Here is a 15,009-nt window from a genome sequence, read left to right as displayed (position 1 = left end):
GCCGCCTTTCGCTTGCAGGCTAGGCCAGGTAATCCGGTGCAGCCTCCAGGCCGAAGTACTCTTCGAGAGTGGCAATGCCTTGGCTTGCCATGGCCGTGGCTGCCTCGACGCCGATGTACCGCAGGTGCCAGGACTCGTAGTAGTAGCCGGTGATCTCATGGAACATCCACGGGTATCGGACCACGAAGCCGTACTTATGGGCGTTGGCTTTTGCCCAGACGGCTGCGGGCTGGTCAGCGAAGCACGGTTGGAAGCTGCATGCGCCGCCACCGTCAGAGATGTCGAAGGACCAACCGGTTTGGTGCTCCGAGTAGCCCGGGCGGGCGGAGGCATGGTCCGCGGCTGCCTGCCCGCTGCTGGTGACGTATCCGTTGTACGTGGTGATCTGCGTCGAGTAGGAGCGGTAGCCAGAAGCCAGCGTCATGATGACGCCTTCGGCTGCAGCTGCGCCGAACATCTTTTCCGCGGCAGCCGCCGTCGTGCTGTTCAGAAGGGTGGCTTCGCCGCTGACGGCGAGGCGGATCTTCGGCTGCACCAGGTCGGCCGGCACATAGTTCTGCGGGTTGAGCGGCCTGTGCTTGTTGACCACCACCCACGGGCTGGTGGGGTCGGTGAGGGAGAACTGCGTGGTTGCCGCGCTCGACGGCGACGGCGACGGCGACGGGCTGGGTGGGGTGCTGGTGGCGGCCGCCGCCGGGGTCACGCTGGGGGTGGCAGTGGGTGTGGCGCTGGGCGAAGCCGTGGGAGCGTCCGCAGCGGCAGGGGAGGGGGCCGTGCTGTCCGGGGTGCAGGCAGCCAAGGCAAGCATGCCGGCCCCTGCGGTGAGCAGGCCTGCGAAAGCACGTCGGCTGGGCTCGGGATGAGTCAACGGATCAGACCTTCCGCAGGAGCATGCGCCGGATGGAGTGATCCGCATCTTTGGTCAGGACCAATTGTGCGCGTCCCCGGGTGGGCAACACGTTCTCCTCGAGGTTGGGCTCGTTGATGCGCTTCCAGATGCCGCGGGCCGTGGATTCGGCGTCGTCGTCGGAGAGGGTGGCGTAGCGGTGGAAGTAGGATTCCGGCTGGGCGAACGCCGTGGAACGCAGCTTGCGGAACCGGTCCACGTACCACTCTTCAATGTAGGAGGTCTTGGCGTCCACATAGATGGAGAAGTCAAAGAAGTCGCTCAGGGCCAGTCCCTGCTTGCCATCGATGCGGGGCCTGGCAGGGGCCAAGACGTTGAGGCCTTCCACGATCAGCACGTCAGGGCGGCGCACCACTACCTCCCGTCCCGGCACAATGTCATAGGTCACGTGCGAGTACCACGGTGCCCGGACTTCCTCCGCTCCACCCTTGACCTCCGACACAAAACGCAACAGCGCGCGGCGGTCGTAGGACTCCGGGAAACCCTTGCGTTCCAGGAGGTGCCGGCGTTTGAGCTCAGCCAGGGGATAGAGGAATCCGTCGGTGGTAATGAGTTCCACATTGGGCGTGCCGGGCCAGCGGCGCAGCATTTCGCGGAGCACGCGGGCGATGGTGGACTTGCCTACGGCCACGGATCCTGCCACCCCGATGACAAAAGGGGTACGTTGCGTCTGTTCGCCGAGGAACGTGGTGGTAGCGGCGTGGAGCTGGTGCGAGGCCTCGACGTAGAGGTGCAGGAGGCGCGAAAGCGGGAGATAGACCTCCCGGACTTCCTTCATGTCCAGGGGATCGCCGAGGCCGCGGAGGCGGAAAATGTCCTCTTCGTTAAGGGGCTGCTCCATCTGGGCCGCAAGCCGGGACCAGGTGTGTCGATCGAGCTCAACAAAGGGAGAAGCGCCGTCGCCGTTTGCTTCGGTGCGTTGCAAAGTCACGCTCACGATTCTGCCCTTCACGCGGCGGAACAGGAAATGCGCGACGACGGCACAGTGAATTGTCGGTGATGCACGCCGCACCGGCGGGAAAGGAGGGGGGATGTCCCACGTCAGTTGTTTGACTGAGCCGGTAGGCTTGGACCCATGTGTGGAATCGTAGGCTATGTTGGCAATTCGTCTCGTAAGGCAGCTGGTCACAGCGCCCTTGACGTCGTTGTGGAGGGGCTGCGTCGTCTTGAGTACCGCGGCTACGACTCCGCCGGCGTCGCAGTAGTGGCTGACGGGACCATCTCGTCCCGGAAGAAGTCCGGAAAGCTGAGCAATCTGGTCAGCGAACTTGAAGCAAACCCGGTCCCGGAATCCCTGACCGGCATTGGCCACACCCGCTGGGCCACGCATGGTGGACCCACCGATGGCAACGCCCACCCGCACCTTTCCGACGGCGGGCGCCTCGCCTTGATCCACAACGGGATCATCGAAAACTTCGCAGAGCTCAAGCAGGAACTGCTGGCCAAGGGCGTCACCTTCTTGTCCGAAACCGACACCGAGGTTGCGGCCGCCCTTCTGGGTGACATCTTCCGCAATGAGCTCAACGGCGACGCCGGCAACCTCACCCAGGCGATGCGCCTGGCCTGCCAGCGCCTCGAAGGAGCCTTCACGCTCCTGGCCGTTCACGCCGACCAGCCTGACGTGGTTGTCGCTGCCCGCCGTAACTCCCCGCTGGTTGTGGGTCTTGGCGAGGGCGAGAACTTCCTGGGCTCCGACGTCTCCGGTTTCATCGACTACACCCGCCGTGCGGTCGAGCTGGGCCAGGACCAGATCGTCACTATCACTGCCGACTCCGTGGAGATCACCGACTTCTTCGGCGCTCCCGCAGAGGGCAAGGAATACCACGTCGACTGGGATCCGGCTTCCGCCGAAAAGGGCGGCTTCAGCTCCTTCATGGAGAAGGAAATCCACGACCAGCCCGACGCCGTGGCCCAGACCCTCCTGGGTCGTTCGGACCTCAACGGCCAGCTGACCCTGGATGAACTCCGTATCGACCCGGAGCTGCTCAAGCAGGTCAACAAGATCATCGTCCTGGCCTGCGGTACGGCAGCCTACGCCGGCCTCGTAGCCAAGTACGCGATCGAGAACTGGTGCCGCATCCCCACCGAGGTGGAGCTCGCCCACGAGTTCCGCTACCGCGATCCGATCGTGGACGCCAACACTCTGGTGGTTTCCATCAGCCAGTCCGGCGAAACCATGGATACCCTCATGGCCGTCCGCTACGCACGTGAGCAGGGCGCCAAGACCATCTCCATCTGCAACACCAACGGCTCCACCATTCCGCGTGAATCCGACGCTGTGCTGTACACCCACGCCGGTCCGGAAATCGCCGTTGCCTCCACCAAAGCGTTCCTTGCGCAGATCACCGCCGCCTACCTATTGGGCCTGTACCTGGCACAGCTGCGCGGCAACATCTTCAGCGGCCAGATCAAGGATGTCCTGGCGGACCTCGGCAAGATTCCTGCCAAGATCCAGCAGATCCTGGACACTGCCGGTCCGTTGCGGGAACTCGCGCGCAGCATGAAGGACGAGAAGTCCGTGCTGTTCCTGGGCCGCCACGTTGGCTTCCCGGTGGCACTCGAGGGTGCCTTGAAGCTCAAGGAGATCGCGTACATCCACGCTGAAGGCTTCGCCGCCGGCGAGCTCAAGCACGGCCCGATCGCCTTGATCGACGACGGCCAGCCGGTCTTCGTGGTGGTTCCGTCTCCGCGCGGCCGCGACTCCCTGCACTCCAAGGTAGTCAGCAACATCCAGGAAGTCCGCGCACGTGGTGCCCGCACCCTGGTGATTGCCGAGGAAGGCGACGAGTCGGTCAAGGACTACGCAGAGCACGTGTTCTACGTTCCCGAGACTCCCACGCTCCTCATGCCGCTGCTCACCACGGTTCCGCTGCAGATCTTTGCCGCAGAGTTGGCCGGTGCCAAGGGCTACGACGTGGACCAGCCGCGTAACCTCGCCAAGAGCGTGACCGTAGAATAACCGCATGATTGTTGGCATTGGCGTAGACGTCGTAGACATCGAGCGGTTCGGGCGGCAGCTGGAACGGACCCCTGGCCTGAAGGAACGCTTGTTCGTTCCTGCTGAACGGGAACTCAACACCCGTTCCCTGGCTGCCCGTTTCGCGGCGAAGGAAGCCGTGGCCAAGGTTCTGGGGGCCCCTGCCGGCATGAACTGGCAGGACTGCTGGATCGGCCTGGACGAGAACGGTCCCACCGTGCAGGTCAAAGGCACGGTCCTGGCGGTCGCCGAGAGCAAGGGCGTCAAGCGCTGGCACTTGTCCATCAGCCACGACGGGGGCATCGCTACGGCGACTGTCCTTGCCGAGGGCTAGAGCGGGCACAAGAGAATAATGATCAGCGCCTTCACCGGACAACAGATCAGGGATGCGGAAAAACCGTTCCTGGACTCCGGTGGGGGCGCTGTTCTCATGCAACGGGCCGCTTACGGGCTGGCGCAGGAAGTCGTCCGGGAGATACGTAAACGCCGCAGGCTGGCTGGAGCCAGCGTCACCGTCCTGGTGGGCAAGGGCAACAACGGCGGTGACGGCCTCTTCGCCGCGGCAATTCTCGCGCGGCGTGGAATGCGTACGACGGCGGTACTCGCCTCGGACGGTGCCCACGCCGAGGGCTTGGCCTCCTTTGTGGCGGCAGGCGGCCGGGTGCTCAGGCTGGACGCCGGCAACGCCGAGGAGCTTGCGGTTTCCTGCGCAGGTGCCGACGTGCTGATCGACGCCCTCCTGGGAACAGGTGCCCGGGGTGGCTTGCGTGGAGCCGCAGCCGAGTTGGTTTCCCTGCTCCAGGAACTTGGTCCCACTTGCGTTGTAGCCTGCGATGTCCCCAGTGGGCTGGACGCTAACACGGGCGAGGTCCACTGGCCGGTCTTGGAGGCCGACGTCACTGTCACCTTCGGGGGTATTAAGGCGGGGCTCGTGGTCGATCCCGGCGAAGGTTGCGCGGGACGGGTAGTCGTTGTGGAGATCGGCATCGAGGCCCCGCTTCGGTTGCTCTCTCCCGAAGTGCGCCGCCTGGCGGCATCCGATCTCGCACGCTTGCTTCCCAAACCGGAGCGGCGTTCGCAGAAGTACACGCGCGGCGTCCTGGGCGTGGTGGCGGGTTCATCCAGGTACGTCGGGGCCGCCGCGTTGTGCGTCCACGCTGCAGCCCTGTCAGGGGTGGGCATGGTCAGGTACCTGGGCCCCGAAGCCGCGGCCCGGCAGGTCCTCTCCATTACTCCTGAAGCGTTATGGGAAGCCGGGGAACCAGGGCGGGTCCAGGCCTGGCTCGTAGGGCCGGGCGTTGATGGCGACGAGCAGCAAGGCCGCGTCAAGAACGCGATGACGGCGGCGCTTGGGGCTGGAACGCCGATGATCGTCGATGCCGGCGCCCTGTCCCTGCTGCCGCAGAAGTGCCCTGCAAACTGGATCCTGACTCCTCACGCCGGCGAACTGGCCACGCTCCTGGCCGCGTTGCCGGCCACCGGCGAGGTGGCTGTCACCCGTGACGACGTGGAAGCACGTCCACTGCACTTTGTCCGCCAGGCGGCCGAACTCACCGGGGCCACAGTGCACCTGAAGGGTGCCACCACACTGGTGGCGTCGCCGTCGGGCGTTGTCTTCAGCCAGTCCGAAGGCACGCCGTGGATGGCAACCGCGGGGAGTGGTGACGTGCTGGCGGGCATCCTGGGCGCCTTGGCGGCCCAATCCACGGATGCGTTGACTGACGACGACGGCGCTTACGCCGCCCTTGGACTTGAACGGGACGATCGATGGGCTGCCGTGGCTGCCGTGGCGGCAAGCGTCCATGGCCGCGCAGGCTCTGCCGCGTCACAGGAATTCGATGGAGGACCCCTTACTGCCTCTGCGATCAAGAACGCGGTACCCCGCGTTCTTGGTTCGCTGTACGCGGAATGCGACCGAACAAGACCATAAGGTTACTGTCCGTGTCATAGGTCATGAGTAGGCTTGCAGCAGTTGTTCGCATCACCCAGAGGAGAACGCATGGAAGTCTGGCCTGGATCGGCTTATCCGCTCGGTGCCACCTTTGACGGTACCGGCACAAACTTTGCGCTGTTCAGCGAAAAGGCAGAAAAGGTAGAGCTGTGCCTCTTCGACGACGACGGTGAGGAAGTCCGCGTCGAACTCAAGGAAGTGGACGGCTACGTCTGGCACTGTTACCTGCCCCAGGTACAGCCCGGACAGAAATATGGCTATCGCGTGCACGGTCCCTACGACCCCGACTCGGGCCAGCGCTTCAACGCCAACAAGCTGTTGTTGGACCCGTACGCGAAAGCAATCCACCGGCAAATCGACTGGGACCCGTCCCTCTTCGCCTACAACCTGGGAGACCCGGAATCCCGCAACGATGAAGACTCCGCGCCGCACATGATGCTGGGCGTGGTCATCAATCCGTTCTTCGATTGGGACGGCGACAAGCTCCTGCGGATTCCGTACCACAAGTCGGTGATCTACGAGGCCCACGTCAAGGGACTCACCCAGTTGCACCCCGAGATTCCCGAAGAGCAGCGCGGTACCTATGCCGGCGTCGCGCATCCCGCCGTGATTTCCCACCTGCAGAAGCTGGGCATCACCGCGATCGAACTCATGCCCGTGCACCAGTTCGTCAATGACGGCATCCTGCAGGACAAGGGCCTGAACAACTACTGGGGTTACAACACCATCGGCTTTTTCGCCCCGCACAACAGCTACAGTTCCAAGGGCGATACCGGCCAGCAGGTGCAGGACTTCAAGGCCATGGTCCGCTCCCTTCACAACGCCGGTATCGAAGTGATCCTGGACGTCGTCTACAACCACACCGCGGAAGGCAACCACCTGGGTCCCACGCTGTCCTTCAAGGGCATCGACAACTCGGCCTACTACCGCCTGGTGGAAGACGACCAGAAGTACTACATGGACTACACCGGAACGGGTAACTCCCTGAACGTCCGCAGCCCGCACTCCCTGCAGCTCCTTATGGACTCCCTCCGGTACTGGGTCACCGAGATGCACGTTGACGGCTTCCGCTTCGACCTCGCATCCACGCTGGCCCGCGAGTTCTATGACGTGGACAAGCTCTCCAGCTTCTTCGAACTCATCCAGCAGGACCCGGTGGTCTCCCAGGTAAAGCTCATCGCCGAGCCGTGGGACGTCGGTCCCGGCGGATACCAGGTGGGCAACTTCCCGCCTCAGTGGACGGAATGGAACGGCAAGTATCGGGACACCGTCCGCGACTTCTGGCGCGGCGAACCCTCCACGCTCGGCGAATTCGCCTCCCGCCTCACGGGATCCGCGGACCTTTACGAGCACTCAGGCCGCCGGCCTGTCGCCTCCATCAACTTCGTCACGGCCCATGACGGCTTCACGCTCGCGGACCTGGTGTCCTACAACGAGAAGCACAACGAGGCCAACGGCGAGGACAACAACGACGGCGAATCCCACAACCGCTCGTGGAACTGCGGCGTGGAGGGACCCACGGACGATCCCACGGTCATGGGCCTGCGCGCACGCCAGCAGCGGAACTTCATTGCCTCGCTCTTCCTGTCCCAAGGCGTGCCCATGCTCCTGCACGGCGACGAGCTGGGCCGGACCCAACAGGGCAACAACAATGGGTACTGCCAGGACTCCGAGATCACGTGGATCAACTGGGAGAACGTCGATCAGCCTTTGATTGAGTTCACCGCGGCAGTGAGCGCGCTTCGCGCCAAGCACCCCAGCCTGCGCCGCAGCCGTTTCTTCGATGGCCGGCCAGCGGTCCGTGGCGAGGGTGAGCGTCTCCCGGACATCGTGTGGCTCGACGCCGACGCCAGCACCATGACGCCCGAGGACTGGGACACCGCCTTGGGGCGCTCCGTTGGCGTGTTCCTCAACGGGGACGGCATCCGCGGCCGGGACCACCAGGGCCGCCGGATCACCGACGTGAACTTCCTGCTGTACTTCAACGCGGACCAGGAGGAAGTGGGCTTCCGCATTCCGTCGGACGAGTACGCCCCGGCGTGGGACGTCATGATCGATACCGGCGGGGAAGGGGCCGATGCGGGCGTGGTCAAGGCGGACCAGATCCTGATGGTCGCCGGTAAGTCCCTCGTGGTGTTGCGCGCCCATACGGCTCCGGAGATCGAGCCGGACCACTCCGTCGCTGCATCGCTGGCTGCCCTGACCCACACCAGCACGCCGGAGACCGCGTCCATGACGGCGCCGGCTGTGACGTCGCTGCCCTTGGAGTACAAGGACGACGATGCCGGGGCCGAGGCTGCCGGCGATGAGGCCGCCGACGCTGCTCCCGACAACGCAGAAGCCAAGGAGGAGAAGGCGTGAAGACTCCTGTCTCCACCTACCGGCTCCAGATCCGCCCCGGGTTCACCCTGCAGGAGGCCGCCGGGCTCACAGAGTATCTCCATCGGCTGGGCGTGGATTGGGTCTACCTTTCACCCATCCTGACCGCCGAAGAAGGCTCGGACCACGGTTACGACGTCACCGATCCGTCCTCTGTGGATCCTTCCCGCGGAGGCGAAGAGGGTCTGGCGGCTTTGTCCAAGGCCGCGCACGAGCAGGGCCTCGGGGTCCTGGCGGACATTGTTCCCAACCACATGGGCGTAGCCACCCCCGGGCAGAACGCCTGGTGGTGGAGCCTCCTTAAGGAAGGGCGCTCGTCCAAGTACGCCGAAGCTTTCGACGTCGACTGGGACTTTGGCGGAGGAAAGATCCGCGTCCCGGTCCTGGGCAGCGATGACGATCTTGACCAGCTGACGGTGGCGGACGGCGAGCTGCACTACTACGACCACCGCTTCCCGCTGGCCGATGGAACGTACAGCGAGGGCGACGATCCCCGCGAGGTGCACGCCCGGCAGCACTACGAACTCGTGGGGTGGCGTCGGGCGGATGCCGAGCTGAACTACCGGCGTTTCTTCGCGGTCAATACTCTGGCAGGCGTCCGCGTTGAGGTCCCCTGGGTCTTCGACGAATCCCACCAGGAAATTGTGCGCTGGTTCCGCGAGGGCCTGGTCGATGGCCTGCGGATTGACCACCCGGACGGCCTCGCCGATCCCGAGGGGTACCTGGCCAGGCTGCGTGAGGCAACCGGCGGCGCCTACTTGCTGGTGGAGAAGATCCTGGAACCGGGGGAGAAGCTCCCGGAAACCTTCCAGTGCGAGGGCACCACGGGTTACGACGCGCTCGCGGACGTTGACCGCCTGTTCGTGGACCCAGCGGCAGAGCCCTTCCTGGACGATCTCGATGCCCGGCTGCGGGCCGAGCCGGAACCGGCCGACTATCAGGCCATGATCCACGGAACCAAGCGGCGAATAGCCGATGGCATCCTCCGCTCCGAGGTCCTTCGCTTGTCCCGGCTGGTTGCAGAGACGCCGGCCTTGCCCCGCCTTGGAGTGGCCGATGCCTTGGCTGAGATCATCTGCTGGTTCCCGATCTACCGGACCTACCTGCCGTACAGCCACGAGGTACTGGAGGAAGCGGTGCACCACGCCGCACGGCACCGCCCGGAGCTCAAGGGTGTCCTCGATGCCCTGCTCCCGCTTCTCACGGACACGTCGGGAGAACTGGCCCGCAGGTTCCAGCAGACCTCGGGCATGGTGATGGCCAAGGGCGTGGAGGACACCGCGTTCTTCAGGTACACCCGCTTGGGCACGTTGACGGAAGTGGGCGCCGACCCCACGGAATTCGCCATTTCCACCGAGGTGTTCCACGAACGCATGGCCCGTCGCCAGGCCGAGCTTCCGTTGTCCATGACCACGCTCAGCACCCACGACACCAAGCGCAGCGAGGATGCCCGTGCCCGCATCTCCGTCATCTCGGAGTCGGTGCCGGAATGGGAGCTCTTCCTGGGAACCGTGCAGGAGCGGGTCACCATCCCGGACGGTCCGCTGGCCGCGCTGGTGTGGCAGGCGATTGCCGGGGCATGGCCCGCCGACCGCAGCCGGCTGCAGTCGTACGCGCTCAAGGCAGCACGCGAGGCGGGCAATTCCACCAACTGGACCGATCCGGACCTGGACTTCGAACGCCACGTGGCTGCCGCCGTCGACTCCGTCTTTGACGATCCCGAAGTGGAAGCCGCGCTGGACAACTTCGTCGCCGAACTGGAGCCCTACGGAACGTCCAACTCGCTGTCCGCCAAGCTCATCCAGCTGACCATGCCCGGCGTCCCGGATGTCTACCAAGGCACCGAGTTCCGGGACGGTTCGCTGACCGACCCGGACAACAGGCGGCCCGTGGATTTCGACGCCAGGATCGCGGCGTTGGCCGAACTCGATTCCGGTGCCAAGCCGGAGTACACCGAAGAAGAGGCCAAACTGTTGGTGGTTTCCCGCGCTCTTCGCCTGCGCCGTGATCACCCCGAGCTGTTTGGCGGCTACCGTCCCGTCCAGGCCACTGGGGAAGCGGCCGGACACGTGGTTGCGTTTGACCGCGGACCGGAGGGACACGGGGTCCTGACCGTGGCTACGCGCCTGCCTAAGCGTTTGGCGAGCGACGGCGGCTGGCGGGAAACGGCTATCGAGATTCCTGTGGACAGCCGCGATGAACTGACGGGGACTGCCTACCCTGCAGGACCGTTGAAGCTTGGCACCCTCCTGGAGCAGTACCCGGTGGCCCTTTTGGTCCCTGTCGACTGACGATCCGACGAACACAGGCAACGTACGCTGACAAACACAGGGAGCATGATGTTGGAGCACGCTGGAGAAGGACTTTTTGATGTCTGGGCACCGAACGCCGCTTCGGTGACGCTGCTTGCGGATGGCCGCGAGTACCCCATGGAGCAAAACCACGACGCCGGAGCACGGGGTTGGTGGCGCGCCCCGGCTGACGTCGTGGCCGGTGACGGCGCGAGTTACGGCTACAAAGTTGATGGCGAAGGTCCGTTCCCGGATCCGCGGTCCCGGCGGCAGCCCGACGGCGTCCACGGATTGTCGGCGACGTTCGACGCCACTGTCCACGAGTGGCAGGACCAGGCGTGGAAAGGCCGTGGGCTCAAGGGTGCCCTCATCTACGAGCTGCACCTGGGTACCTTCACTCCCGAGGGGACGCTGGAAGCTGCTGCCGGGAAACTGGATTACCTGGTGGAATTGGGCGTCGACTTCATTGAACTCCTGCCGGTGAATGCCTTCAACGGCGTCCACAATTGGGGCTACGACGGCGTGCTGTGGTACGCGGTCCACGAAGCCTATGGGGGCCCGGCAGCCTACCAACGGTTTGTTGATGCCGCCCACCAGGCCGGGCTTGGCGTGATCCAGGACGTGGTCTACAACCACCTCGGCCCGAGCGGCAACTACCTCCCCAAGTTCGGGCCGTACCTGAAGTCCGGAGAGGGGAACACGTGGGGCGACTCCGTTAACCTTGACGGCCAGGACTCCGATGGGGTCCGCCGGTACATCCTGGAGAACGCAGCCATGTGGCTGCGCGACTACCACGTTGATGGCCTTCGCTTGGACGCGGTCCACGCACTCCGCGACGAACGGGCAGTGCACATCCTGGAAGACTTCGGGGCCTTGGGGGACCGCATCGAAGCAGAGACCGGCATTTCGAGGACGCTGATCGCGGAATCGGACCTGAACAACCCGCGGCTCATCTATCCCCGGAAGGACAACGGCTACGGCCTCGCGGGGCAGTGGAGCGATGACTTCCACCACGCGCTCCATGTAAACCTGAGCGGAGAAACCACCGGGTACTACGGGGATTTCGACTCCCTGGCCGTCCTGGCCAAGGTCCTTGAGCACGGCTTCCTGCACGACGGAAGCTATTCCAGCTTCCGTGGACGCCATCATGGCCGACCCATCCGGCATGACCTGGCGCACCCGTCCGCGTTGGTGGTCTGCCTGCAGAACCATGACCAGATCGGGAACCGGGCCATCGGGGACCGGCTCACGGAGACGTTGTCCGACGGGAAGCTGGCCATCGGTGCCGTCCTCACCATGACCTCGCCGTTCACGCCCATGCTCTTCATGGGCGAGGAATTCGCCGCCTCCACACCCTGGCAGTTCTTCACCTCCCACCCGGAGCCAGACCTGGGGAAGGCCACGGCGGAAGGGCGGATCAAGGAATTCGAACGCATGGGCTGGGATCCCGCGGTGGTTCCCGATCCCCAGGACCCGGAAACCTTCCTGCGCTCCAAGCTGAAGTGGGAGGAGGTCGGGGAAGGCAGGCATGCTCGGCTGCTGGGGCTCTACCGGGATTTAGCACAGTTGCGCCGCGAAAACCCGGAACTGGTGGACGGTGGATTCTCCGAGACAGCCGTGGAGTTCGACGAAGACGAGCACTGGCTTCAGTTTTCGCGCGGCGGGGTACGGGTTGTCTGCAACTTTGGCGCAGAGGCCTTGGAAACCCCGGTGGAGGGATCCTTGCTCCTGTCCACCGACCACGAAGCAGCCCTGAACGAAGGCAAGCTCACCCTCCCCGGTGAGAGCGCCGCCGTCGTTCGCGTCAACTAAGCGATACCGAAGAGAGGTGACGGCGCCCACATAGCGGACGGCGCCGTCACCACTCCCGGCGCGGTGGCAGGATGGTACGTATGACTTATTCGGCTGCGGAAAACCGCTACGAAACCATGCCCTACCGCCGCGTCGGACGCAGTGGCCTGAAGCTCCCCGCCATTTCGCTGGGCCTCTGGCACAACTTCGGTGACGACAAGCGGTTCGATGAACAGCGCGCCATCCTGCGCCGAGCGTTCGACCTGGGCGTCAACCACTTCGACCTCGCCAACAACTACGGCCCGCCGGACGGATCCGCCGAAACGAACTTCGGCCGGCACCTGAAGGACGACTTCAAGCCCTACCGTGACGAACTCGTCATTTCCACCAAGGCCGGCTACTACATGTGGCCCGGCCCCTACGGCGAGTGGGGCTCCCGCAAGTACCTCATTTCCAGCCTGGACCAGTCGCTGCAGCGCATGGGCCTGGAATACGTGGACATCTTCTACAGCCACCGCCCGGACCCCGAAACGCCGCTGGAAGAAACCATGGGCGCCCTGGACTACGCAGTCCGCTCGGGCAAGGCCCTGTACGCCGGCATCTCCTCCTACACCCCGGAGCAGACCCTGGAAGCGGCCCGGATCCTGAAGGAACTCGGCACCCCCTTGCTCATCCACCAGCCCAGCTATTCCATGCTGAACCGCTGGACCGAAGATGGCTCACCCAACCTCTACGAAGCCCTGGACCAGGTGGGCGCAGGCTCCATTGCGTTCTCGCCGCTCGCCCAGGGCATGCTGACCAACCGCTACCTCAACGGAGTCCCCGCTGACTCCCGGGCGGCCAAGGAGCGTTTCCTGTCCGAGGCCTCCTTGACGGAAGACAGGTTGAACCGTGTGCGGGGCCTGAACGCGATCGCCGAAGGACGCGGCCAGTCCCTGGCCCAGATGGCGATTGCCTGGATCCTCCGCGACCAGCCCAAGGGGTCGCCGGTCACGTCTGCGCTGGTGGGGGCATCCAGCGTCACCCAGCTCGAAGACACCTTGGGCGCGCTCAACAACCTTTCCTTCACGGAAGAGGAGCTCACCGCGATCGACGAATTCGCAGTGGAATCGGACATCAACCGCTGGGCACAAAAATAGCCTCAAGCAACTGACACATTCGGAGAGGGGTTAGCCGGGAATAACGGCAGCCCCTCTCCTGTTGGTTAGAATGCAAAAGTATGCGCCGAATGGCGCCGTGCCTATCAGCCGCTCTCCGGGCTCAGCCGAAGCAGCGCATGGCACCTGAGGTTTTTTCCAAAGGAGTTCCGTGTCTTCACATCCGATTCGTGTTGCCATTGTCGGCGTAGGTAACTGCGCCGCGTCGTTGGTCCAAGGTGTCGAGTACTACCGCGATGCCGACCCGAAGTCCACGATCCCGGGTCTGATGCACGTTGAGTTTGGCCCGTACCACGTCAACGATGTCGAGTTCGTTGCTGCTTTCGATGTGGACAGCAAGAAGGTTGGCTTGGACCTCGCGGACGCCATCGGCGCCAGCGAGAACAACACCATCAAGATCGCCGACGTTCCCGCCACCGGCGTGAAGGTCCAGCGCGGCCACACCCTGGACGGCTTGGGCCGCTACTACCGCGAGACCATCGTTGAGGCTCCCGAAGAAGCCGTCGACGTCGTTGCCGCCTTGCGCGAAGCCAAAGCCGATGTCATGGTTTGCTACCTGCCCGTCGGTTCGGACCAGGCCGCCAAGTTCTACGCCCAGTGCGCCATCGACGCCGGCGTGGCCTTTGTCAACGCCCTGCCCGTGTTCATTGCCGGTACCAAGGAATGGGCCGACAAGTTCACCGCTGCCGGCCTCCCGATTGTTGGCGACGACATCAAGAGCCAGATCGGTGCAACCATCACGCACCGCGTCATGGCAAAGCTCTTCGAAGACCGCGGCGTCACCCTGGACCGCACGTACCAGCTCAACGTTGGCGGCAACATGGACTTCAAGAACATGCTTGAGCGCGATCGCCTGGAATCGAAGAAGATCTCCAAGACGCAGGCCGTGACCTCCAACGTCGAGGCCGAGCTCCACGCAGACGACGTCCACATTGGCCCGTCGGACTACGTTGCCTGGCTTGATGACCGCAAGTGGGCCTTCGTCCGCCTCGAGGGCCGCAACTTCGGCGACGCTCCCGTGTCGCTCGAGTACAAGCTGGAGGTCTGGGACTCCCCGAACTCCGCCGGCGTGATCATCGACGCCATCCGCGCCGCCAAGATCGGCCTGGACCGCGGCATTGGCGGCCCGCTGCTCTCGGCATCGAGCTACTTCATGAAGTCCCCGCCGGAGCAGTTCAACGATGATATTGCCCGCGAGAAGGTTGAAGCCTTCATCCGCGGCGACATCGAGCGCTAAACTTCACGCGCCGCCGACTGAACGGCCCTCCCGGATTGCTTCCGGGAGGGCCGTTGCGTTGCAAACCCTCTCTCACCGAATCCCCCCTTCTCAGCTGACGCTCTCTCACGGAATGACCCCTTCTCAGCTGACGCTCTCTCACCGAATCCACCCTTTCCGGCCGACGCTCTCTCACCAAACAGCCCTAAAAGCCCGACGCTCTCTCACTTCCCACGGGTCCGGCCGGGGTCTGTCCGATATACGGTGTGTGGGTTCCGGCGGTTTTCATTAGTTGGTGGTTCTTTCGAACCGTCCGGCGAACGTGATGGCGAACGCGTTG

At 64.3% G+C, this 15,009-nt stretch carries 10 protein-coding genes; 8 read left to right on the top strand and 2 right to left on the bottom strand.

Going from position 1 to position 15,009, the window contains the following annotated elements:
• Nucleotides 1-19: 19 nt before the first annotated feature.
• Together ACIQTZ_RS22780 and coaA are read right to left on the bottom strand one after the other, a co-directional pair.
• The gene (locus tag ACIQTZ_RS22780; RefSeq protein WP_402984432.1) at nucleotides 20-808 is read right to left on the bottom strand and encodes a D-alanyl-D-alanine carboxypeptidase family protein; all 789 of its coding nucleotides are present in this window, start codon (nucleotides 806-808) and stop codon (nucleotides 20-22) included.
• Nucleotides 809-872: 64 nt separating this feature from the next.
• On the bottom strand, nucleotides 873-1,844 hold the full coding sequence (coaA, locus tag ACIQTZ_RS22775) for a type I pantothenate kinase (RefSeq protein ID WP_397325817.1): 972 nt from the start codon (nucleotides 1,842-1,844) through the stop codon (nucleotides 873-875).
• Between the two features lie 138 nt (nucleotides 1,845-1,982).
• On the opposite strand from coaA, the gene glmS reads away from it, so the two are divergent.
• The 8 genes from glmS to ACIQTZ_RS22735 all read left to right on the top strand — a co-directional run bounded on the left by glmS (nucleotide 1,983) and on the right by ACIQTZ_RS22735 (nucleotide 14,690).
• Nucleotides 1,983-3,866: a glutamine--fructose-6-phosphate transaminase (isomerizing) gene (glmS, locus tag ACIQTZ_RS22770; RefSeq protein ID WP_400329197.1), complete on the top strand. Its 1,884-nt coding sequence runs from the start codon at nucleotides 1,983-1,985 to the stop codon at nucleotides 3,864-3,866.
• A 4-nt stretch (nucleotides 3,867-3,870) separates the two neighbouring features.
• Nucleotides 3,871-4,218 (top strand): holo-ACP synthase, encoded by a 348-nt coding sequence (locus ACIQTZ_RS22765; RefSeq protein WP_397325815.1) that lies wholly within the window; start codon nucleotides 3,871-3,873, stop codon nucleotides 4,216-4,218.
• A gap of 18 nt (nucleotides 4,219-4,236) precedes the next feature.
• Nucleotides 4,237-5,814, top strand: a complete 1,578-nt coding sequence (locus ACIQTZ_RS22760) for an NAD(P)H-hydrate epimerase (RefSeq protein ID WP_402984397.1) — start codon at nucleotides 4,237-4,239, stop codon at nucleotides 5,812-5,814.
• Between the two features lie 69 nt (nucleotides 5,815-5,883).
• Nucleotides 5,884-8,196, top strand: coding sequence for a glycogen debranching protein GlgX (glgX, locus tag ACIQTZ_RS22755; protein ID WP_402944561.1), 2,313 nt, complete (start codon nucleotides 5,884-5,886; stop codon nucleotides 8,194-8,196).
• Complete coding sequence (gene treY, locus ACIQTZ_RS22750) at nucleotides 8,193-10,505, top strand: malto-oligosyltrehalose synthase (RefSeq protein ID WP_402984394.1); 2,313 nt, start codon at nucleotides 8,193-8,195, stop codon at nucleotides 10,503-10,505. Before glgX ends, treY begins: the two co-directional genes overlap by 4 nt.
• A gap of 48 nt (nucleotides 10,506-10,553) precedes the next feature.
• Nucleotides 10,554-12,317, top strand: coding sequence for a malto-oligosyltrehalose trehalohydrolase (gene treZ / locus ACIQTZ_RS22745; RefSeq protein WP_402984429.1), 1,764 nt, complete (start codon nucleotides 10,554-10,556; stop codon nucleotides 12,315-12,317).
• A gap of 80 nt (nucleotides 12,318-12,397) precedes the next feature.
• The gene (mgrA, locus tag ACIQTZ_RS22740; RefSeq protein ID WP_400329210.1) at nucleotides 12,398-13,435 is read left to right on the top strand and encodes an L-glyceraldehyde 3-phosphate reductase; all 1,038 of its coding nucleotides are present in this window, start codon (nucleotides 12,398-12,400) and stop codon (nucleotides 13,433-13,435) included.
• A 169-nt stretch (nucleotides 13,436-13,604) separates the two neighbouring features.
• The gene (locus ACIQTZ_RS22735; protein WP_397325810.1) at nucleotides 13,605-14,690 is read left to right on the top strand and encodes an inositol-3-phosphate synthase; all 1,086 of its coding nucleotides are present in this window, start codon (nucleotides 13,605-13,607) and stop codon (nucleotides 14,688-14,690) included.
• Nucleotides 14,691-15,009: the final 319 nt, after the last annotated feature.

It is taken from the genome of Paenarthrobacter sp. NPDC090520 (assembly GCF_044769205.1).
Taxonomy (GTDB): domain Bacteria; phylum Actinomycetota; class Actinomycetes; order Actinomycetales; family Micrococcaceae; genus Arthrobacter.
The sequence above is the reverse complement of the archived record's forward strand: the minus strand, read 5'-3'. Positions and strand labels throughout refer to the sequence as shown.

What these genes read in the sequence shown, in the direction of transcription:
- ACIQTZ_RS22780 (WP_402984432.1), bottom strand. Translation starts at nt 808, where the DNA reads ATGCTTGCCTTGGCTGCCTGCACCCCGGACAGCACGGCCCCCTCCCCT.
- glmS (WP_400329197.1), top strand. Translation starts at nt 1,983, where the DNA reads ATGTGTGGAATCGTAGGCTATGTTGGCAATTCGTCTCGTAAGGCAGCT.
- ACIQTZ_RS22765 (WP_397325815.1), top strand. Translation starts at nt 3,871, where the DNA reads ATGATTGTTGGCATTGGCGTAGACGTCGTAGACATCGAGCGGTTCGGG.
- ACIQTZ_RS22760 (WP_402984397.1), top strand. Translation starts at nt 4,237, where the DNA reads ATGATCAGCGCCTTCACCGGACAACAGATCAGGGATGCGGAAAAACCG.
- glgX (WP_402944561.1), top strand. Translation starts at nt 5,884, where the DNA reads ATGGAAGTCTGGCCTGGATCGGCTTATCCGCTCGGTGCCACCTTTGAC.
- treZ (WP_402984429.1), top strand. Translation starts at nt 10,554, where the DNA reads ATGTTGGAGCACGCTGGAGAAGGACTTTTTGATGTCTGGGCACCGAAC.
- mgrA (WP_400329210.1), top strand. Translation starts at nt 12,398, where the DNA reads ATGACTTATTCGGCTGCGGAAAACCGCTACGAAACCATGCCCTACCGC.